Here is a 22,559-nt window from a genome sequence, read left to right on the forward strand (position 1 = left end):
TAATTTTCTCGGTAAAACTGTTTTAGTAGATGATCCATGGTATTATGTAGAGATGTTGCTTAAAAGAAATAATCTAATGATGAAGCAATACTCTATTGACAGCAATCACTTCAGTTTTATGATGATTCTACCATGAGAAATAGGGTTAGTTCTCCGTTACTTCAGCACTTTAATTCAGCGGGGGACTGACCCCATAATCCCCGGGCATTAATAAAAAAATGCTTTATGTTGTAATTAATCAGCGTGAACTACTGTTAGCCAGAAAGATGATAATACAAACCGACCAAAACGCCTTTATTACAATACATCAGGTAGAAGAAGTGATAAGCAAAGGAAATACGAATTTGCCAGCATAATTCGTATTTCCTTTGTCTTTTCGAACGCCCTTTACCGAGTAAATGTTTCCTTTTATTAAGAAAGAATCTGTAACCGTATTGGTTACCCTGAAATAGGTTGTTTTATGCCTAATTCAAGTGCCATGTATCTGCTGGTATCTTAAGGATCTTACGAAGGACCACAAGGAAAGGTTTGGTGGTCACACCAGTTCATTGTGTCATGAACCGGGCGGGATAGGAAAATAGAATTAGTCCCTCGTTACTTTAGCACTTTAATTCAGCGGGGGACTGTGAGCTGACCCCGTAACCTTGCAAATGGTTGGGTTAATGTATATATTTCAAGAATTTATTTTTTATTTATCATATTTTTCATTTAATTTTAATTATAATAAATAACTCTATTTGTGTTTAACCAAAGTACACTCTGAACGAACAAATATAAATATTGTAAAATCAATAGGTTGCATTGTTCAAGCTGACTTGTTTAATGAATGGGATGTGAAATATTTGATATATAAACCGTATTTCTGGTCACACCAACTTGACGGTGAATATCCATCACACTATTTTTTTCCTCTAGCAATTGCACCACTCTATCGTAGTAGTGTAGACGGGTTATTTTGTAGATGATATGATTCACTTGTGTTAAAGTAATTTTAAAGAATTACTTTACTGAAGAGGTGGGATATGAAACTTAAAAAGATGGTAACGGTGAGAGTAGGAAGAAACATTTCTCGAGTAAATGGGATACAGAATCAATTATTAGAAACTTACTCCTACGAGGATTTAACGAATGATTTAGATGGTTTATATCTAGATTCGAAATCTAGTCCATCTAATGAAAATATCGATAAGAATAATGTTCATTTAAGTGGAGTAGGAGATGTTGTTTTTAGCTTTGTCAGTTCAAAAGCTGCAATAGTGAGTGGAAAGAATACTGGTAAGATTATTAATCAAAACTTTGCTAAACTGATTATAGAACAAGAACAATTGGATTCGGGCTATTTATGTTATGTATTGAATGAATCACATTCCATGAAGAAACAAATGGCGATTTCCATGCAAGGTAGTACGATTCCAAAATTAACACCAGCGATTCTGAAGACCTTGGATATGAAGTTGCCAAGTATAGAGAAGCAACAAGTCATTGGAAAGGCATATCTGACTCTAAGGAAACGCTTAGCCCTAGCAAAGAAACAAGCAGATATGGAAGAACTGTTTTTTCTAGAAGTGTTGAAAAAATTAGACAAATAAAAGAAAAGTGGAGAACACAATATGTCAGAATTAAATTCAAAATTATTTAGCGCTGCAGATAGCTTACGCAGTAAAATGGATGCATCCGAATACAAAGATTATTTATTAGGATTAATTTTCTATAAGTATTTATCAGATAAATTACTAGTGAAAGTGGTTGAGTTAGCTGATGAATCACTAGAAGCGTATGGCACCCAAGCAAAACAGACGGAACTATATCGAGAACTACTTACTGATGAAGATGTAAAAGATGATTTAGTGGAAACATTAGTTGACACGTTAGGGCATCATATTGAGCCAAATTACTTATTCAATGTTTTAGCTGATGAAGCAAAACAAAACATATTTCAACTGAATGATTTGAATAAAGCGTTTGTCGATTTGTCTACGAGTTATGAGCAATTTAGTGGGCTGTTTGATGATGTTGATCTGACTTCTAAAAAACTAGGATCAGACGACCAACAACGCAATATTACAATCTCCGATGTTTTGAAGAAATTAAGTGAGATTGATGTGATGGGGCATGATGGGGATGTCATTGGCGATGCTTATGAATTTCTAATTGGAGAATTTGCTTCTGAAGCTGGAAAGAAGGCAGGCGAGTTTTATACTCCTAGTAAAGTATCGGATATGATGGCACAAATTGTTGCAATTGGGCAAGGGGATAAAAAGTTATTCAGTGTCTATGACCCAACGATGGGATCGGGTTCGTTGATGCTTAATGTACGAAACTATCTTAATCATCCGGAAAGTGTGAAATTTCACGGGCAGGAACTGAATACAACAACATATAACCTAGCAAAGATGAACTTAATCTTGCATGGTGTAAGAAAAGAAGATATGCGACTGCGTAATGGGGATACTTTAAATAAAGATTGGCCGACAGATGAACCATATCTATTTGATTCTGTCTTAATGAATCCACCGTATTCTGCCAAATGGTCATCTGATCCATCATTTTTAGATGATTCTCGTTTCAATCGGTACGGTAAATTAGCACCTAAATCGAAAGCAGACTTTGCCTTTCTTTTACATGGTTTCTATCATTTAAAAGACTCAGGAACAATGGCGATCGTTTTACCACATGGTGTCTTATTCCGAGGAGCTGCAGAGGGTGTCATTCGTAAAAAATTACTAGAAGATGGTAGTATTGATGCGGTTATTGGTATGCCAGCAAATCTTTTCTTTGGGACATCGATTCCAACAACGGTTATTATATTAAAGAAAAATCGAGACAACCGTGACGTATTCTTTATTGATGCGAGTAAAGGGTTTGATAAAGGAAGAAATCAAAATAAGTTAACGAAAGAACATGTTACTGAGATTGTTGAAACATATAAAAAGCGAGAAAATATAGTGAAGTATGCGCATTTAGCAACATTTGAAGAAATTGAAGAAAATGATTTCAATTTAAATATTCCTCGGTATGTGGATACGTTTGAAGAAGAAGAGCCGGTTGATATGGCAGCGCTCGGATTGTCGATAAAAGACATTCGTAAAGAAAAGGCTGAATTAGAGTCAAGTTTATATGAAACCATTTCTTCCCTGAAATATAATAAGGAAAACGAAGAGTGGATTAAAGGTGCATTAGAGGTGTTTAAGCGTGGGGAATAAACTTACACCAGAGATAAGGTTTCCTGGTTTTACTGGAGATTGGGAACAACGTCAGTTAGGTGAGATTTCGGTAAAAGTTACTGAGAAAAATAAGGATAATATTTATTCTGAAACACTGACGAATTCAGCTGAGTTTGGAATTATCACTCAACGTGATTTTTTCGAAAAAGATATTTCGAACAAAAAGAATATAGATGGCTATTATATTGTTCATCCAGATTATTTTGTATATAATCCAAGGATTTCTAATTTTGCCCCAGTAGGTCCAATCAAGCGAAATAAGTTGGGGAGAACTGGTATAATGTCTCCACTTTACTACGTTTTCCGTACGCATGACGTTGATAAAACGTATTTAGAATATTATTTTTCAGGTAATGGCTGGCATAGATTCATGAACTTAAATGGGGATTCCGGTGCAAGGTCAGACAGGTTTGCTATCAAAGATTCTGTATTTAGTGAAATGCCTATTCCGATTCCATCAATAGAGGAGCAGGTGGAAGTAGGTAATCTTTTCACAGAACTAGACGATACAATCTCTATTCGTCAGCAAGAACTAGACACCCTCAAACAAACAAAACAGGGGTTCTTGCAAAAAATGTTCCCTAAAAAGGGAGAGACCATACCTGAGATTAGGTTTCCGGGTTTTACTGGTACTTGGGAAGAGTGTAAGGTAGAGGATATAGCTTTGGTTAGCACAGGAAATAGAGATACTCAAGATGCTTTGGAAGATGGAAAGTATGATTTTTATGTACGGTCTCCTAAAATAGAAAAGATAAATTCATATTCATATGATGGAGAAGCAGTATTAACCGTAGGTGATGGAGTTGGTGTAGGAAAGGTGTTTCATTATGTTACTGGTAAATTTGATTATCATCAACGAGTGTATAAGGTATCAGATTTCAAGGATTTTAATGGGTTGTTCTTTTACTATTATTTTTCGGACAACTTTATATACGAATCAAGAAAGTATAATGCAAAGACATCAGTTGATTCGGTTCGTCGAGAAATGATTACCAAAATGAATATCCCTAATCCAAATATTGAAGAACAGACCCAAATTGGTATGTTTTTCAAACAAATTGATGACACTATTACGCTTCATCGGCAAGAATTAGAAACCCTAAAACAAACTAAAAAAGCTTTCCTACAGAAAATGTTTGTCTAAAAAATAGAAAAGAGGGAAATCATGACAAAACTTTCCTCAAACAGTGAAGCCGAAGTCGAACGCCGGCTCATTGTAGTACTAGGTGAAGGATATAATCAATGGAATTATCGCCCTGATTTAAAGTCGGAAGAACATCTCTGGAAAAACTTACGGCAGATTATAACGCAAAATAACTTATCAGAGATTGGCGAACATCCGATTACAGACAAAGAATTCGATACGATTAAAACAGAACTTTTACTGCGAACAAAAACTCCCTTTGAAGCTGCAAAATGGCTCAAAGGGGAGAATGGCATTGCACGTATTACGATTGAACGAGAAAATGTGGCTTTAGGACCGATGTCATTAGTATTGTACTCCAACCATGATATTGGTGGTGGAATATCGAGATATGAAGTCGTACATCAAATCGCAAAGCAAAAAGAGGCGGTGGAAGATCGGAATCGTCGTTTTGATGTTACATTATTAATTAATGGCTTACCGATAGTACAAATCGAGTTAAAACAAGCGAGTGCCAAAGACGGCGTAATTCAAGCGTTTAATCAAGTTAAGAAATATGCAGAAGAAGGAATGTTTCGTGGGAATATCTTTTCTACACTGCAACTATTTGTTGTCTCTAACGAGCAAACGACACGCTACTTCGCCAATGCGATGCCAAAAAATATGCATAAGAAATTTCTCTTTAGCTGGAGAACGACGGATAATCAAAAAGTAGACAATCTCTATGAATTTGTAAAACAAGTTTTAAATATACCAGATGCACACCGATTAGTTGCTGATTATACGATTGTGAGTGAAGATCAGGATAATAAAGTATTAATGGTCCTAAAACCGTATCAAATCCATGCTATTCAAGCATTATATACATCTGCAAGTAAACATGAGTCCGGCTATATTTGGCATGCAACGGGTTCAGGAAAAACCTTAACGAGTTTTGTGTCGACGAAGTTACTCGCTAAAAAACCTGGAATTGATCGTACGATTATGCTCATTGACCGCAAAGACTTAGATAACCAGACTACTTCTGAGTTTACAAAATTTGCATCGGAATTTAATACAGGCATCTCATCCGGTAATGCACGTTCGAATAGTTTGATTGTCGGGACAGGAAGTGCCAAAGAGTTAAGTGATACATTGTTATCAGATGCGAATTCCAATGCAGTCATTATTACAACACGTCAAAAGCTGGAATCTGCTCTCAGACATGCGCAAAGGGTAGAAGAGAAGAAAGGTACACAACGTTTTAAAAAGCTAGTGGGCCAACATATCGTCTTTATTGTCGATGAATGTCACCGTGCTTTAAGTGCAGAAGGCATGGAGGATATGAAAGGCTTTTTCCCTAACTCTACATGGTTTGGATTTACTGGTACTCCAATTTTTGAAGTAAATAAAAAGCAGGCCAAAGGACAATTAGCACGGACAACTCGTGACCAATACGGCGATGTTTTACATACTTATACGATTAAAAATGCACTAGAAGATGGTGCGGTGTTAGGCTTTCAAGTAGAACATGAAAACACCATTGAAAAGACATCTTTAAAAAATACCATCTTTGATCAATTGCGGAAAGATACCAAGTATGCGAATGAGACAGATGAAGAAATAAATCATTTGATTGATCAAATGGATGGAATCGAACAAGAAACCTATATTGATCCTACTATTTATGAAACAGATAAACATATTCATCAAGTGCTTCGGAAGATGTTCAGACCCGATAATGCGTATATGAAATTTAATTTTGAGAATGGTCGTCCACAAAAGTCAGCCATTTTTACCACGAGTTCGATTAATATGGCAAAACGCTATTATCATGCCATAAAAGAGATGACGAAATATCCAGAATGGTTAATGAATGAGTTTGCCAATCAACCCATTCGAAAAGGAAGAACGATGGAGGATCCAGATTTTCCTCGCATTGCGATTACGTATTCTTTACAAGAAAACGACGAAAAGGCAGCTGCAAACCAAGATGAAATGAAGGAAATTATCAAAGACTATAACGAATATTACGATACAGCATGGTCACTTGAGAGTATAGATAGGTACAATGGCGATATTAATAATCGGTTAGCGCGTAAGAAAGCAGAGTTTAAAGAGTTTGGGAAACAAGTTGACCTTGTGATTGTTGTTGACCGCTTATTAACCGGTTTTGATGCACCGACTGTATTAACTCTATTTGTTGATCGTAATTTAAGTTATGCTAATTTGATTCAAGCGTTTTCGCGAACGAATCGAACGTATCCCGAGAAGGAGAAGGGATTAATCGTAACCTTCCGAAAGCCACATACGATGGAATACAATGTCCAAGAAGCAACAAAAGTATATTCCAATGAAGAAGAAGCATCAACACTCATCTATCCAACGTATGAGGAATCCAAGAAACGTTTCAAAAAGGCGCATAAAAAGCTTCAAAGTGCTGTGCCTAATATAGAAAATGTAGATGAGCATACACCGATTGAAACACGGGTAGAATTTATAAAGGCATTCCAAGAGTTAAATAACGCGTATGAAGCACTCGTTACGTATAACGAATACAACGATGACGTGGAATACTCAAAAGCTTTAAAAGAACAGGTAATGATTATTGAAGAATCTGTCGGCGTCTATCAAACCGTAAAAGGCTCATTAATGGATGAAGAAGACACTGGGGAAGGAGAAGTAGACTTCTCTGATATTGAATTTTACGGAGAAAATACCGTTAAAATATATGATGTAGATTCAAGCTATATCGATAAGCTCTTAGAAACCTACTCAGCCAACAATAAAAATATTCGTGATGATATTGAAAATGCCTTGCAAAAATTAGAGAAAAAAGAAATCGTTAAAGAAGTGTACCGTGCAATTCTAAATGCAATTGATGCAGAAGAAGTAGATGCAGAAGAAGATATATTTATCGTCAAACGAGCTTTTTTCACGGATGCGCAAAGTAGAGCAGTTGCAGACTTTGCGAATACATGGTTTGTTGACAAAGAAGCACTCCATTTATCGAAGGTTCAATATATCGTCGGGATGGATCCAATACCAAATATTAGTGACATAATTAACAGTAGGAATTTTGAGGAGTACAAAGCTGTAAATCCGGGTGCAAAGCCATTGAAATATGGACCTGAGATGAAGCGACAGTGGAGGAAAATATTAGATGAATCTCTTGTGCCTTTGCGGGATGAGTTGAGATAAAATCGTTTAAATTTAATAATAAGAATTCATATAGATAGCCAACTACAGGATCGTAGTTGGCTATCGTTTATTTAATATATGATTAGAATTCTTCTAATGAAATATAGCTTTTATCTGAAGGAAAAACATAGGCACAAAGGGTTTTGTTTGTATCACCATTTACAATAATTAGAATGGGTTCTGGGCAATGATACTTTGGATCTTTTGATATACGCTCCATTTGGTTAATATCAATAGAACTTGGGCTGGGAAAGTCTTTTGGGTGATAATGCCACTCACCCAAATAATATACCTGTTCTATTTCCCAAGCGTTATCCAATATGCTTTGGAGACCTTCCGTACCTCTTTCAAACCAGGTAAGACCGTGTTTCGAATCTCTGGGAGGACCAGTAATTTTTGTGATATTCGCAGTACGTTGATCCTCTGAATAATAGCCTATTAGGATTCACCCGTTTCTTTTGGATGCAATTTTCCACATAACTCTCTCATCATTTCGCAGATATGCCGGTGTAGCGTTACTTCAAAAAGTTGATCTTTTGATGTGTATGTGGGTCTATCCCTCATCATATTCCTCCTGATAAACCAATCTCGTACCAAGAAAGACCTCTTCATTCCATTGCTGCTCATAGACTAATAATTTTGGTTTGATTATTGGTTGTTGTAAAGCCATTTCAATATTCTTTATTGCAATTGTTGCCATTTGCCATACATCATCTGACCTTGCTGGAAAAACTGGATGCCAACAGCCAATCCCTTCCCTTGGAAATTCGATACCAATCAGGCTTTGTGCTTCCTTTTCCTGCCAAGGGTGAATTAGTTTGAAAAAAGATTGGGCAGAGAAACTTTGTCCTTGAGACATATAAACAAAGAGCCGTTTGGATCCATATCCTAAGGATATGGATATAAATGTCTTATCCGGTGACCAAGGGAAATTTTCGAGTTGGTAAATTACTTCATCTTCAGCTGTGCAATCTAGAATAACATCGTATCCATTAATTATTTCTATTTGTTCATCTTCAATCAAAGGAAAATGTTTGTTTATTCCTTTGATTCGATTGTGAGGTGAACAATCGATGAGTCGATTTACAAGTGAATCTACTTTATATTTGTTAATGTCGTTTAATGTTAGGGTATGGCGAACCAAATTCCCTGCCTGTAGTAAATCTCCATCCATAATCGCCAACTGTGTCTGGCCGGATCGGACTAGTAATTCAGAAACAACGGAACCGACTGATCCAGCGCCAATAATTAAAGCGCTTTTAGTGGTTACATCATCTGGAAAACTTCCTCGACTAGTTAATTCACTTTTATCCCAATTCTCGGTAAACAACCATTGGATTTCTGCCGACTTCTTAAATAGCTTTTGTTGGTCATGCCACCAATAAGCTTTTTCCGGATCTCTAAATCCATGTACCAATAACGATTGATGAGTAAGTTCGGGAAGAGCTAACCCAATCCAGTAAATCTGTACACTTTTCTCACCTATCCTATCCGGAATGGGGAATCCTATCATAAGAATATGTCTTCCACTATAACGAAATGTAGGTGCAAATTGTTTAATTATACTCAGTAAATCAATGTTTTGCTTATGACAAACGGAGAACAGTTCTCCCCAAGTTGATGGGATATGCCACGGACGTAAAATAGGGATTTCATTTAATAATACCTAGGAACCTTTAATATGTCCCTTTTCATGATTACTGACATAATCCCCCCAATGGCATTTATGAATCAAAATATCTTGGTACGTAAAAAACTTATTTATCAACAAGGTTTTATTTTTAGTGTCCAACTTGATTAAATCGAGATATCCATATTTAAAATGATTGTTTTTCCAAAACTGAAAATTTCGGTCATTTTCGTTGAAAGCAACTGTTGTTGGTATTCTTATTGGCAATGGGGGCAATTCAAAAGGATCACCTGTTTGTAACAATTCTTCTTTACTAGCATATTCCAACCAGGATATAAATCTTTTGAAATGCCACTGCAGCCTTTGCTCTTTATCTAGAGGTTCTATATCCATGCCGAGTCGTTGAAATAAACTCATATGTGTATTTAAACACAAATCTCCATTTCTCCAGGGAAGTTCTTTATCACCTTCACTATTATAGTTTTGATGTGGAAAGGTCAGGGTTAATCCATTTTGTTTTGAAGGATAGAATTTTATGTTCCCCAAAGGATACGAATCATCAATAAACACAAACCACTCTGTTTTATTCTCAACCAGTTGAAGGTCCGAACTTTCAATCTTGATTAAACAATGAATTATCCACTTATTAACTAAAGAATCCCATCTTAAATCTTCAAGCAAGGTAATGCAATTGAATTCTTCCAACATTCTTCTAGCAGTTAACAGATCTTCTTTAGGGGTTTTCTGAAAAGGTTTACGCAAACCTGGTTCCTCCACTACCGATATCTGTTTTTTCTTCCCTGCTTGAAAATCCATTTTGTTTTTTTGTACTCTTAGGCGGTGTAGGGAATTTCAAACCAAACAGTTTTCTCCATTTTTCAACACTAGTATACGTATCTGTTGCATCTAGTGCTTCTCTTGCAATTCCGGCGGCTTCTTTCACCTTTTCATAAAAGGCTTCATATTCTTCATCTATTAAACGCCCTGGTTTTTGGGGTCAGTCCCATTGGCCTTGCACGTGTGGGAATAACTTCCAATTTATAGATTTAGTGTATTCTTTATTTACAAAAATAAAAAAAGCTCCTATTGTAGAAGTGAGACCATACTTGTTCCCAAATCTTCTACAAAGGAGCTTAGAATTTGCATTCTAACAGTATAGGTCATAAACAGTTAATTAGTCAATGCTTGTCCGTTTTACCTACAGAATTTTTTTCATCACCACTCTTAAATTACGAGTATGACAAGCTTTCTGTAGATGCTTTAATGAAAATTTTTGTGGCTGCACAATTGGATAAGTGGGAATCTTATGAGGATATGGAAGAAAGGCTTCGGGCTAATCCAGAATTCTGCGAATCTATCCATCTACCCAGTATAAGTGGATCGCAACTGAGCCGAAGAATCAACGATTTACCAACGGAATTCGCCCAGGAGCTTTTTCAAAAAGTGGTACATATCATTCATGATCTTACGAAAGATTATAAAGGAATAAATTCAGAAATTGGACGGCTGAAAATCATCGACTCAACGCATTTAAAGCTTCCTCCAGAGCTTTGTGATTGGGCATTCGTCACAAAAGCATGGAACGTGGTAAAAATGCATACCCGTATTGTGGTCGTTTCAGAAGATATATCTTATCCAGACAAAATTGTACCTTCAACAGGTAACGTGGGTGACGTTGAAACACCTGATTTGCTTGTTGAAGAAGATGATGCAACATACCTGATGGATCGTGGCTATCCGTCGGTAAAAAACCTAATGTCATGGCAGGAACAAGACATTTCCTTTGTTGTCCGAATTACAAAGAATATTAGAGCCGTACCTATTGAAACTTACGAAACCAATCACCCAGCCATTCTCAGAGACGTTAAAGTCAAATATAGCTATGCGGATGAACCGATTCGTCTAGTAGAATTTGAAGATGAAGAACACAGACTCTATCGATTAATGACAACAAGATGGGATTTATCTGCAGAGCAAATCATGGATCTCTATCGTTATCGATGGATGATTGAGACCTTCTTCAAATGGATCAAGCAACATTTAAAATTAGTCAAAATCTGGAGTACGAAACCACAGGGAATGTGGAATCAAATGTTTCTTGCCCTAGCTGCATATGGCTTGGCTTTGATACTACAATTACAAACCAAATCAAAGAAGAAACTTTGGCCGTTTTTAAGGTTGATGAGAACGTATATGTATAAACCTTATAACGTATTTATGGAGGCACTACATCGAGAGAAAAGCAAAACATCACGAGGGCGACAGAAAGTCCCTCTACCGAAGAAAAAGGAGACGGAGTTTGAAGGAAATATAGCCATTATCAAGCCACAGAAGAAGAAGTAACGCTTATTTTTTTTGATAATTTAATATGGAAAAAGGTGGGAACAAGGTCTATCTGAGACCCCGTTCTCTTCTTTTAATTTTAAAACTGAAATCAATTGGTAAAATTTAACTGATTTGGACTGCGGTTCCATTGATGCAAGGCCAATGGGTCAGTCCCCCACCACGTTAAAGCGATAGCGAAGTGGGGGACTGACCCCCATAGTCTGGATTGCAAATTATGTATTTTTAAATCACAAACAGCTTCCCATTGATTATATAGGAATGGAAACAATAGTATCGGATTATTGTATTGTGCCTAGAAGGGCTGAAAAGGAATAACTCTTTGAATCAGTGGAAATTGGGAGCTTATTATGTAGGTGAATCAATTAATAAAGGTGCTAATTAATTTCACGCATTGCTAATGACTTAGGTATATAGTATGGTGTGAAGAGAATTCATAATATTATAATTCAATCTGGAGGTATGGCAAATGGAAAACGCATTAGAAATACAAAAAGGAAGAAAATCATTTTTTGACGGCGGATTGCTGCAGTTTGTTGGTTGGGTGATTCTTGGTTCGCTTGTTACAGTCTTTACGTTAGGTATTTGTTACCCTTGGTCCGTAACGATGATCTACGGCTGGAAAATTAACCATACAGTCTTGGAAGGAAGAAGACTCAGGTTTACAGGCTCTGCTGTCGGCTTATTTGGACATTGGATTAAATGGTGGTTCTTTACGGTAATCACTTTAGGAATTTATGGATTTTGGGTGTTTATTAAGCTGGAAGATTGGAAGGCGAGGAATACGGAGTTTGTGAATTGAGGTGTGGATGATAATTACACATCATACCAAAACCACGCCGGCCTAAGCTTCAGTTTTTGGAGTCAGTCCCCCAACACGAAGGTATAGAGGAAAAGGACTATAGCATTGAACATATTATGCCGCAAAAACTTTCTGTTCCTTGGCAAAAATATTTAGGTGAAGGTCATGAGAAATTATATAAAGTGTATCTTAATAATATAGGTAACTTAACCTTAACAGGATATAATCCCAAATACAGTAATCGTCCCTTTTCTGAGAATCAACTTATGGATAAAGGATACCGAGAAAGTCATTTCGTTATTTTGAATGCTTTCCCTGCACATGCTGTTGGGGAGAAGAAGAAATTATTGCCCGCCGCAATTCTTTAATTGAACTTGCATTAGTTTTGATGGTGAAAATCCTTTCACTAACTATATAGTAAAAGGATACAATTTTATTACGGATGATTATCACGCAGTTGACTCATGGAAAGAGATGTACGTTGAATTATTAATTAAGTTAGCGCAGGAAACTCCAACAGCTTTTGCTGAATTTGCAGAAGCAGAGAGTAAAACTGGTTTCGAGACTGCCTTTACACCGGTTAGAAATAATAAAACGACTGTTACCAGGCGTTTATGCAAAGACTAGTTTATCTAATAAGGACAAAACATTTATAATAAGGCATTTATTTGATCTGTTTGAAATTGAATATAGTTGCTTACAGATAGACGCCATACCTCCTAAAAATATGTAGAGGGAATTTATAAGGGGAGGTTCATATAGCACATAATGTAAAATGCGATCGGGTGGTGAATTGTTCTAAGTTTCTTGTACATTGTCTCAATTCACGAAATTTTTCCTCTGCTAAAATTTTTCGAGTAGTATAGTTTTTACAAAGAAAAAAAGAAATGGCTAAGAATTTCTAAAAAATCTGCTTCTCAGATCAGGCATACGACTTATTCATAAATATGTGCAAAATTTAACGCCTTTTCAGTAGAAATGCACTTATTGTTAGATATGTCGTATAGCCTTTTTATATTTATTCAATTTTTTAAAAAGCTCTATTGAAATATGAAGACTTAGACAGGAATCTACTTTACAATCTATCTTTTGTCAATTTAAAATTTACTCCAATCGTATGCTCAGGGAACGATTGTAATGTAGTTATATAATTAATGCAAGCCAATTTAATCGATAGCTTTTTCCAAGGTGTGGAAGGGAGAGTTTGTTTATGTCGAATGCAGAAGTTGTTCAAAAATTTATTAATAGTACAAATGACTTGTATTGTGACGATTGTCTTTTAGAAGTGCTAAATATAAAACCAAGGCAATAGATTAATCAAATATGTAATAAGTTAAAAAGAAGAGGGTACTTAAAAAGAGAAGTGAGACAATGCAGTTCTTGTTCCAAAGAAAAATTAGAAATATTATAGACGGATGATTGGTATGTCAACACTAAACTGAACAATTATTTAAAGGTCTACCCGCTTATATTCAGATGGTGTTAAATAATCTAGTGATCCATGTATTCGAATATTATTGAACCAATTCACATAATCAAAAAGCTCTAGATCAAGTTCTTGTTGGCTAGCGAAAACTCTACCACTTACAAATTCAACCTTAATAGTTTTAAATGTGGCTTCTGCTACGGCATTGTCATAAGGTGTTCCTTTTTCACTCAATGATCTTTCGATACCAAACGTATCTAATACCTGATCTATCAAGGGTTGGGTAAGTCAATAGCTAGTTATATTGAAGTGTGCCGACCATTGGGATAGGCTCCTTGTTCCACTTAGTTTTTAAGTTAAGGACCCTGGGAAGATGAATCTGTCCCCGTGGTCCATTAAGAAATGAATATTATGACTATTTCAATCCTGTTACTATTACCCCATATATTAAGATATAATTGATTCTTATAAAATAATTCTGCAAAACAGCTTTAACGAAAGAAGTGATTAAATGAAAGCTCATCTATTGCATATGCGTGATAAGCTAAATAATTTAAACAAGTCAAATCGCTCTATTCGGTTATTGAAAATCTATCAGAAATGGAGCTTTGATCTTGCAAATATAGATTCTTTAGACAGAAAAGAAGACACACAATCAATTATAAAGAAAGTAGTAGAGCAGAAAACGAAAGGTAAGATTACTTTATTGCATCCTTCCCTTGATGATGAGAAATCGATGAACTTATCAAAGAAGCTTACCGATCTCTATCGTCAAATCAAAGCAATGGAAGATGAAACAGGTGTAAATGACCTTTACTTAGGTTATCCCTTTATATCTGGAGTTCTCCTCGATGGAACCTTTATTCAAGCCCCTCTTTTCTTGTACCCAATTCGTTTAGAAAAAGATAAAGTTGCATTGCAAAAATGGGTGTTACATGTTGATGAAGGCGGGTCACAGTTAAATAGGACGCTCTTTTTAGCACTGAAGAAATTAAATAAGCTTGGCTTTTCAGAGGATATTTTTGAAGAGGCTGTTTTAACTGCGGGATCCCTGGACTTTACGGAAATTATATCCTTCTTGGAAAAATATCAATTGAAGGTTCAGTATACTCAAACTGGTCTAAGTCGATTAAAGGAGTATAAGGCAAGTGATATACCGGAAGTTGCTAATATGACATTACTTGAAAATGCAGTAATTGGTAATTTTCCACAAGGCGGTTCTTCCATTGTACGTGATTATGATGAATTGATTAACCTATCAGAAACCAGTTCTCTTTCGTTAGTTGGAGAGATAATGAATTCTGAAGATGATCGATCAATTGAAGCAGGTGTATTACCTAGTGGTGTTGAGGAAGAAGAGCAAACTAGTGAAAATGAAGATATATTAAATCTATTAAAAACAGACGGATCTCAAGAAGAAATTTTGCAGGAGGCTCGCCATCAAAAGGGATTAGTCGTACATGGACCTCCAGGAACTGGGAAATCGCAAGTCATTGTTAATCTTGTAACGGACGCACTTTATCGAAAGAAAAAGATACTCGTTGTCTGTCAGAAACGTGCAGCGCTAGATGTTGTGTATCAACGCATGAATAGTTTGAGACTAAGTGACCATGTTGCACTTGTACATGATGAGAAAGTGGATCGAAAAGTACTTTACCAGAAAATTTCTAGTATGTTAGAACATAATGAAGTACAGTTTGTGGAATCGGTTGAAAAGCTGATTACCGTGACTTCTCGGCTAGATAATCAAGAACATTTACTAAACACGATCGCCAAAGCACTTTATGAAACGCAAGTCTATGGTTATAAACTATATGAACTTTACGGTGCATCGAAACCGATAACTGATTCAAACCAGATAATCAATTTAAACAGTGTGATCGATCGAATGACGAGAGAGTCATTACGAGACATGGCGGAAACAATATTTACGTATGGAGAATGGTATGAACGGTTTGGGAAAGAGTCTTATCCGTTGCGTCACCGAAAGAGCTTTGCTGGATTTGGCATGAAAGCAAAGTTAGAAGCGATTGAATCTTTAGAAACATTAATCCAGAAAGCAAAGGAAGCAATAGTCTTTATCGAAGCGCTAGATATTGACAAGATTACACCTGCTTATACATGGCAAGTACAACATCGACTAGAAAAAATATATCCAGATTTAGATGATAGCCAAAAACGTACGCTTCAAGGTTTACGCATGTTCTGGTGGACGACGGTAACAGGGAAATCCATTATAGAAGAGATTACAAATGGTGAGAAATTTAAAGGGACAAGTTCTACAGAGTGGTTGAAGATAAAACAGTCATTAAAAATTATGCACGATTTAGGCGAAGTTACGAAGTCGATGGCAGATGACATGAAGACATTGTCTCCTTTTATGCAAGATGATCAACTGAATAAATTACAGGACCGCGTGGCGGAAGGGGATATTCCGTTAAAAGAGTTAGACTTAATATTAGAGTATATCCATCGTGACTTTGATGACCTGAAATTAATGGATAAGTTCTGGAAGCAGGCAAGTGACGATACAAAGCATGTAATAACGGCCTTAAAGGAAAAGGAGCATAAAAATGAACAATCGCTATCAGAATTTTGGGTAGCTACCTTTAAAAATTCAGCGTACATCCATTGGATTGATAAGATCGAGGCAAAGTATCCAGAAGTCCAGAAGATCTCTACAAACGAATTTGGAAGAATACGTGAATCGTTTGCCATTCTGCTAGAAGAAAAGCGAAAAGTTGCAGCAGAATATTTGATACACGAACTGAAAAATAAAGTGAAATCCGTGCAACAAGTAGAAGGAAAATCGACAAAAGAACTAAAACATCAAACAGGTAAAAAGAGAATGATCTGGCCACTTCGTAAATTAGTAAACGACTTTGCAAACAAGGGACTAGTGGATATTTTACCGGTATGGCTAGCTTCACCTGAAATGGTATCATCTATTTTTCCATTAAAAGAAGGACTATTTGACATCGTAATATTTGATGAAGCTTCCCAGTTAACAGTAGAAAGCGCGATGCCGTCTGTATATCGTGGCAAACAAATAGTCGTAGCAGGAGATGAAAAGCAACTGCCGCCATCTAATTTATTCAGTGCGGGATATGCGGATGAAGAAGAAGAGGAAGAAGCGAAGTTTAATACTGATGAATCCGTTAGCTTGCTTAATTTAGCGAAACGACGTTTTCCAGAGAAGATTTTGCAGTGGCATTATCGTTCTAAATATGAAGAGCTTATTAACTTTTCCAATCATGCTTTCTATAATGGCTATGTTCAAATTGCCCCAAACGTCACGCCATTTAGAGAACCACCTGCAATAGAATGGAGACGAATAGATGGTAGATGGCTTAACCAATCAAACGAAATAGAGGCACTGGAAGTCGTCACACAGTTAAAGCATACACTGCAACAACAACCTGGTAAGACGGTTGGAATCATCACTTTTAACTCGAAACAACAGTCAAAAGTACAAGATATGATTGATAAGGCAGTTGCGGAAGATGATGAATTTAGAACCCTTTATAATGAACTAATGGCACGTGATCTAGATGAACGGCTATTTGTTAAAAACATTGAAAACGTACAAGGGGACGAACGAGATATTATCATTTTTTCCATTGGTTATGCAAAAAATGAAGAAGGTAAAGTGTATAACCGATTCGGTTCGCTTAACCAAAAGGGCGGGGAAAATCGATTAAACGTAGCGGTTACCCGTGCAAAAGAAGGAATCATCCTGGTTTCTAGTATCGAACCAGAGGAACTTAATGTAGCTAATACGGCCGAACGCGGTCCGAAGCTATTAAAGTCCTATTTGAAATATGCAAGAGCTGTTTCTGGTGGAAAGATAGAAGACATTAATGCGGTGATCCAAGAGATTAACGAAACGGTAAATACGCACGTTGAACAACAATCGCTTCATTTCGATTCACCATTTGAAGAGCAAGTTTACCAACAACTTCGTAATATTGGATATGAAGTCACCACGCAAGTAGGAATGTCCGGTTATCGAATTGACATGGCAGTCGTCCATCCAAGCGATAATTCCCGATACATTCTTGGAATAGAATGTGATGGAGCCATGTATCATAGTTCCCCAAGCGCTAGAGAACGAGATGTTTATCGCCAAAGATATTTGGAATCAAGGGGCTGGATAATCGAACGAATCTGGAGCAGGAATTGGTGGAAGAATCCTGTAAATGAGATAGAACGTATTGATCAGCGAATTAAGGAATTAGTTCGCAAAGAAGAGGTTCAGGATGGGTTGAAAGTTCAATGAAAAATGTCAGGAAATTCATGAGTTACTATGTCTTATAAGCAGCACTAAGATCATACTAAATAAAACCTAGCGAGGTCTCCAAGACTAAAAGCTAGGTTTTATTTGAATGGCTATAGTGCCTGTATCCCACCAATTTAAGCGGTAAAGTCCTTAACGCTGATTTTTTAGATATAAACATTTACTTGACCGTGGGAACAGGTTCTTTGTTTCGATTAGTTTTTAGGTTAACTACGGGACGATGAACTTGTGAACCCCTAATAACAGATGTTCGAAAATTACGGTCTTTAGACATCTGGATACGAAAGCAAATTTATAAAAGTTTTTATAGTAAAACTAAACAAAGGTTAACAAAAGAAGCACTTTTAAAACATGACATACCTTCTTTAGAGAAAATGTATTACAAATATAAAAAGGAGATAGTCTCTAAGGAGACCTATTGCAATTGTATAGATTCTTTTCCAGAGGATCCACCATACTCCTTGTAATGATTTTAAGGTGATATACATATGAACTTCTTGAAAGAAATAGTTGAGAGTTTTAGGAAAGTTACGGGGTTTAGTGAAATTGAGATATTTTATTTTTTAATATTATTAGCAATCTTCGTGTGGATGTATAAAGAGTTGAAAGCTTCTCAACTAAGGGAAATAGAAAAAGGAGAATGGAATAAATTCTATCATCGAGGTGATGGCCCCCATTTTATCTGTCGCTAATAAAATTAAATACAGTAATAATAAAGATGATGATTACAGCCACTGAAATGTACCACTTCTGCCATAGTTATTGCCACCGAATGACAAAGAATGTACCAGTAAATGCCACACGTTTACCATTTCATACTTTTGTGTAATTTCAATGAGTGAAAACAGATTAGGATAAATTTTTCTAATGCATAGTAGCCCTATACTGCGCAACAATGACAGGTATAATTTTAGAAAATACTTTTTTCTGGTATGATTTTGTAATCGTCATTCCCTTCTGTAACGTTTCTAAAACATCTTGATAATACATCTCTGTTTCACACTACAACTTGCCAGATCATCGTTCCCGTGTCCCTCCATGGAAAATGTTAATTATATAGTCCATTTAGAGTAACATCAGCAAAAACGCTGGTTATTAGCGTTAATCGATTTAATTCCCTGTAATATGAAGCTAGCGATTAGAAGCGGTTTTAAAATTCAGTTTAATATTATCTGTTATATTAATTATTCGTTGTAAGTGAAACGACGAATTTTGATATAGTTGTCAATATACTAGTGATATACTTGAAACTGAATTCAAAACACATTGAAGCAGTAGCACTGATGATACGGAAAAATAATTAAATTCGAAAAGGGAGAAAATGGCGATATGAAAATGTCAAAAAAGACGGGTTGGTCTCTTGTTGCTACAGCGGCAACGATAGTTCTTGGGGTTGGTGCTAAGAAGGGGAAACTACCTTTTCTTTCATCTAAGGTAGTTTCTGACATAGCAAAAGTTGCTTCTGATCCTGTAATTAATGAAGAAAAATCATTTGGTGGACTTAAAGAGAGCGTGATAAATGGAATAGCTACAAGTACTAATAAAGGTGTGAAATCATTTATCGACGGCAATGAATTAGTGTACGAGTTTAAATCTAATTCGAATAAAATGATTCTAGAGTCGAGATTTATAATAGATGCTGGAAAGTTAGTTATGACTTTTGTATCTGGAAGTTATGGAAATCAACCAAATGCACCACGGTTTTTTAGAGATAATTTAGTAGAAGAAATGAATAAAGCCAATGAGAATTTGTAAAATGATTATATGATGTAATCTAGATCTATGAAATACACTCAGGTAATCTATTTACGATTTAATGAGGTAATCAAATAATGGTCATGCTATTCTATACTGCTATTGATAAATACAATGGAAAAGAACTACGTTTTATGTAGATAAATCATTGTTGACCAGAACTTGAAAAACTAAAACAAGTTCAACAAGACCTCCCATTTATATCTTTGCTTTTTGTTGCACAGTTCAACGCTACTATTCAATAGCAAACGATTTTCCGCATTTGGCGCGATTGCGGTAAAACCATAAACCTAATTCCTTGATAAAAAGGGTGACCAAAACCATGGTGCCATTTCGCTGTAGGAAACCCGTTAATAACAAATGGTAGTAAATTCGAGGCAACTGCTGGTATAAAACCACGGAAGATTTGGTGCCATTTTTTATGGGCATTCAGTATAGCAACATCAACATGTTAACATTTTGCTAACGCACTGAAGTAAAAAACGTAAATTAACATGAAAGATGTTACAGTAAGATAATTTAAAAACCTTGATATACCGCACTTATCGCACCTATCGTTAACGATATTACACACTCTCAACTTACCGGCGGCATGATGTAATATACCCTTTAAACTCTTGATATATAAAGGTTTATGGTGATTCACATCATTTATGCTCATGGTTTTGCTCATGTTTTAAAGAATAAGAAGAGATCTTCAGTAAGTTATAAACTTACTGAAGATCTCTTTTTTATAATTAATTTAAAACTTTTCATTTATTATTTTCTTTGTTGCAAGAGATATGATAATCGCTGATAAGCTAATTCCATTTGCGTTCTTATCGTCATCTTTAATTTTAATTTTGAATAATTTTTGTTTAATGAAATAAAGTAGTTTACTTTTAAGGACGACAAGCCGCAGTATTCCGTTCAAAAATGCGGCTGTTTCAAAAATTAGTAGTTTACTTTTTTCAACAAACTGGTGTAAACAAACAGAGCTTAGAGGGCGACGAGTTCTGCGAGCTTGGTCGCGACATCCGCCATTGATTCTTCCTCTGTATCCAGACCAGTTCGCGATGCGAGCAGGGGACTGACATCGCGGAGAGCTTCATATGTTGTCTCGTGTACAATCGGAATGAGGCGATCGTTAGCGAGTAGTGCTGAAAGTTCTTTGTCGGCGATGCCCTCTTTTGGGAGGCGTTTTAGCATCGCAGGGGTCACCAGCACAAGCCCGACTCGTGAGTTCGCCAAGCCCCTGTCTATTGCACGAAGTAACGGCACGCCGAGACCAACGTCCTTCTCGCTGAACCATACGGAGACATCATTAGACTCAAGCAGATCGTGCAGTTCCTTCGCGGCTCCCTTCCGGTCGTCCCATGCGTGGCAGAGGAAGACGTCCCGAAGGTCTCGCTCTGCCAAATCTTCGACTTTGTCACGGACTGGTGTAAGTGCTTTAACTTCTTGAGTTGTGTAAAATACGGACGAACCTGCTTTCGACCAACGAGGCTTTTTATTGCGGGCGGAACCTCCGCTACTACTTCCGCCGCCCCCGCTCCTAGCGGGCGGTGGATACGACGGAGCTGAGTACGACCTGTATCCACGATAGCCCCCACCGCACGCTGGGCAGTCGGCTGCGGCACTCGCTGTTCGATGCCCCCTTACTGGAGCTGTACATCTAGCCATGCCCATTCCCCCCTAATTTAATGAATAGTTCTGACCCTTTTACAGTATCCATTTCTGTTTCCTCCTTAGTTTTTGGTTAATTACAAATATCCGTTTTATCTCATCTATTGTATCAAATAAAATGAGAAAGTGTATTTTTCTTCTTATCTAGACCTGTTCCCCTTTTGAATGGCTTTTCAAAAAAAGAAGGGGCAATCTAATCCCAACTGGAACATCAGCGTATATGCCAATTGATCGGGTAGTAGGTTAGTTTAACAATACTTTAATTATAAAGAAATAAAATTTTTACATTTTTACTTGAATGGGGGGATTGGATGATTAAAAAAAATCCTGATACTGATGGCGTTGATATTTATGATATTATTTTTGCATTTGCGTTACCAATTTTGGTGTTGGTGGGTTTATTGTTACAGGCATTATATTCTATGAAGAAGCCAATGAAATAAAATGAAAATAAAATGAAAATAGAATGTCACATTATAGAATGTCACATTAAATAGTAAGTTCTATTTTTATGTCTAATTTCAACAATAAACAAAAGAGTTATTATAAGTAAACGTATTAATAAATAAGATAAGTTTATTAAAATAACGGGTGCGTTAGCGAAAGAAGAGGTTGTTTCTTTGACAACGGCCTATTATCTTATTCAAGCAAAATAATGAAACTGAATATGTTTTAAAACGTATATTTAGAAAGGAAATGGTGGGACACGATTATGAAGTGGAGGGTTTATTTGAGTAAATATAAAGTTATGAAGTTTTTATATGCCTTTGTACATATAATTTCACCTATTCTATATTTAGTATCATCAATTAGTTGGGGGTACTTTTTCACTTCCAAAACCTTATGGGAGAACGTAACAGACAACCTTTGTATTTTGGCAATTTGGTATATAGGAATTAGTGTATTATGGTTTTTTAGCATAAATTACTTAGATGCTCAGGCTGAAAAAGTTTCAAAAAAAATTGAAAGCAAACACAGTAATAATAAACAATGATTGTTATAAAGTAATAAAATTTTGTGAAGTATTGTTTAATGCATAATAAAAGTACAGAGTATTGCAACCAAAATGTTAGAAGGTTGAACAAATAAAAAA

18 protein-coding genes and 1 pseudogene are annotated in these 22,559 nt (G+C 36.2%); 12 read left to right on the forward strand and 7 right to left on the reverse strand.

What is annotated here, in order from left to right; all coding sequences use genetic code 11:
• The first annotated feature begins 218 nt into the window (after positions 1-218).
• Complete coding sequence (locus ACFOUV_RS17470; RefSeq protein WP_379498062.1) at positions 219-356, forward strand: DUF2179 domain-containing protein; 138 nt, start codon at positions 219-221, stop codon at positions 354-356.
• 463 nt (positions 357-819) lie between these two features.
• Here ACFOUV_RS17470 and ACFOUV_RS17475 read toward each other — a convergent pair whose 3' ends face one another.
• Complete coding sequence (locus ACFOUV_RS17475; protein ID WP_379498063.1) at positions 820-975, reverse strand: helix-turn-helix domain-containing protein; 156 nt, start codon at positions 973-975, stop codon at positions 820-822.
• A 47-nt stretch (positions 976-1,022) separates the two neighbouring features.
• Between ACFOUV_RS17475 and ACFOUV_RS17480 the strand changes: the two genes are divergently transcribed.
• Genes ACFOUV_RS17480 through ACFOUV_RS17495 form a run of 4 tightly spaced genes read left to right on the forward strand, consistent with a single transcriptional unit; the run spans position 1,023 to position 7,548 of the window.
• The gene (locus ACFOUV_RS17480) at positions 1,023-1,589 is read left to right on the forward strand and encodes a restriction endonuclease subunit S (RefSeq protein WP_379498064.1); all 567 of its coding nucleotides are present in this window, start codon (positions 1,023-1,025) and stop codon (positions 1,587-1,589) included.
• Positions 1,590-1,610: 21 nt separating this feature from the next.
• Complete coding sequence (locus ACFOUV_RS17485; protein ID WP_379498065.1) at positions 1,611-3,203, forward strand: type I restriction-modification system subunit M; 1,593 nt, start codon at positions 1,611-1,613, stop codon at positions 3,201-3,203.
• Positions 3,193-4,368, forward strand: a complete 1,176-nt coding sequence (locus ACFOUV_RS17490; RefSeq protein ID WP_379498066.1) for a restriction endonuclease subunit S — start codon at positions 3,193-3,195, stop codon at positions 4,366-4,368. Before ACFOUV_RS17485 ends, ACFOUV_RS17490 begins: the two co-directional genes overlap by 11 nt.
• A 21-nt stretch (positions 4,369-4,389) precedes the next feature.
• Entirely contained in the window at positions 4,390-7,548 is a 3,159-nt protein-coding gene (locus ACFOUV_RS17495) for a type I restriction endonuclease subunit R (protein ID WP_379498067.1), read from the forward strand.
• 82 nt (positions 7,549-7,630) lie between these two features.
• On the opposite strand, the gene ACFOUV_RS17500 is transcribed toward ACFOUV_RS17495, so the two are convergent.
• From ACFOUV_RS17500 to ACFOUV_RS17515, 4 genes are all read right to left on the reverse strand, one after another.
• Positions 7,631-7,867: a hypothetical protein gene (locus ACFOUV_RS17500; protein ID WP_379498068.1), complete on the reverse strand. Its 237-nt coding sequence runs from the start codon at positions 7,865-7,867 to the stop codon at positions 7,631-7,633.
• Positions 7,868-8,101: 234 nt separating this feature from the next.
• Positions 8,102-9,061, reverse strand: a complete 960-nt coding sequence (locus tag ACFOUV_RS17505) for a ThiF family adenylyltransferase (protein WP_379498069.1) — start codon at positions 9,059-9,061, stop codon at positions 8,102-8,104.
• A gap of 153 nt (positions 9,062-9,214) precedes the next feature.
• Positions 9,215-9,940 (reverse strand): hypothetical protein, encoded by a 726-nt coding sequence (locus tag ACFOUV_RS17510; protein ID WP_379498070.1) that lies wholly within the window; start codon positions 9,938-9,940, stop codon positions 9,215-9,217.
• The gene (locus ACFOUV_RS17515; protein ID WP_379498071.1) at positions 9,933-10,121 is read right to left on the reverse strand and encodes a hypothetical protein; all 189 of its coding nucleotides are present in this window, start codon (positions 10,119-10,121) and stop codon (positions 9,933-9,935) included. Before ACFOUV_RS17515 ends, ACFOUV_RS17510 begins: the two co-directional genes overlap by 8 nt.
• A 197-nt stretch (positions 10,122-10,318) precedes the next feature.
• Between ACFOUV_RS17515 and ACFOUV_RS17520 the strand changes: the two genes are divergently transcribed.
• From ACFOUV_RS17520 to ACFOUV_RS17530, 3 genes are all read left to right on the forward strand, one after another.
• A complete protein-coding gene (locus ACFOUV_RS17520) occupies positions 10,319-11,521 on the forward strand; it encodes an IS4 family transposase (protein ID WP_379498072.1) in 1,203 nt (400 codons plus the stop codon).
• A gap of 469 nt (positions 11,522-11,990) precedes the next feature.
• On the forward strand, positions 11,991-12,323 hold the full coding sequence (locus ACFOUV_RS17525; protein ID WP_379498073.1) for a hypothetical protein: 333 nt from the start codon (positions 11,991-11,993) through the stop codon (positions 12,321-12,323).
• A 56-nt stretch (positions 12,324-12,379) separates the two neighbouring features.
• Positions 12,380-12,691 (forward strand): HNH endonuclease family protein, encoded by a 312-nt coding sequence (locus ACFOUV_RS17530; RefSeq protein WP_379498074.1) that lies wholly within the window; start codon positions 12,380-12,382, stop codon positions 12,689-12,691.
• Positions 12,692-13,773: 1,082 nt separating this feature from the next.
• Here ACFOUV_RS17530 and ACFOUV_RS17535 read toward each other — a convergent pair.
• Positions 13,774-14,022: pseudogene (locus ACFOUV_RS17535) on the reverse strand (IS3 family transposase); the annotation flags it as partial.
• Between the two features lie 238 nt (positions 14,023-14,260).
• On the opposite strand from ACFOUV_RS17535, the gene ACFOUV_RS17540 reads away from it, so the two are divergent.
• Positions 14,261-18,028, forward strand: coding sequence for an AAA domain-containing protein (locus ACFOUV_RS17540; protein WP_379498075.1), 3,768 nt, complete (start codon positions 14,261-14,263; stop codon positions 18,026-18,028).
• Positions 18,029-19,381: 1,353 nt separating this feature from the next.
• Positions 19,382-19,801, forward strand: a complete 420-nt coding sequence (locus ACFOUV_RS17545; protein ID WP_379498076.1) for a hypothetical protein — start codon at positions 19,382-19,384, stop codon at positions 19,799-19,801.
• A gap of 978 nt (positions 19,802-20,779) precedes the next feature.
• Here ACFOUV_RS17545 and ACFOUV_RS17550 read toward each other — a convergent pair.
• On the reverse strand, positions 20,780-21,463 hold the full coding sequence (locus ACFOUV_RS17550) for a toll/interleukin-1 receptor domain-containing protein (RefSeq protein ID WP_379498077.1): 684 nt from the start codon (positions 21,461-21,463) through the stop codon (positions 20,780-20,782).
• A gap of 314 nt (positions 21,464-21,777) precedes the next feature.
• On the opposite strand from ACFOUV_RS17550, the gene ACFOUV_RS17555 reads away from it, so the two are divergent.
• The gene (locus ACFOUV_RS17555; protein WP_379498078.1) at positions 21,778-21,909 is read left to right on the forward strand and encodes a hypothetical protein; all 132 of its coding nucleotides are present in this window, start codon (positions 21,778-21,780) and stop codon (positions 21,907-21,909) included.
• A gap of 287 nt (positions 21,910-22,196) precedes the next feature.
• On the forward strand, positions 22,197-22,460 hold the full coding sequence (locus ACFOUV_RS17560) for a hypothetical protein (protein ID WP_379498079.1): 264 nt from the start codon (positions 22,197-22,199) through the stop codon (positions 22,458-22,460).
• Positions 22,461-22,559: the final 99 nt, after the last annotated feature.

This window comes from Oceanobacillus longus (assembly GCF_042650085.1).
Lineage (GTDB): Bacteria > Bacillota > Bacilli > Bacillales > Amphibacillaceae > Oceanobacillus > Oceanobacillus longus.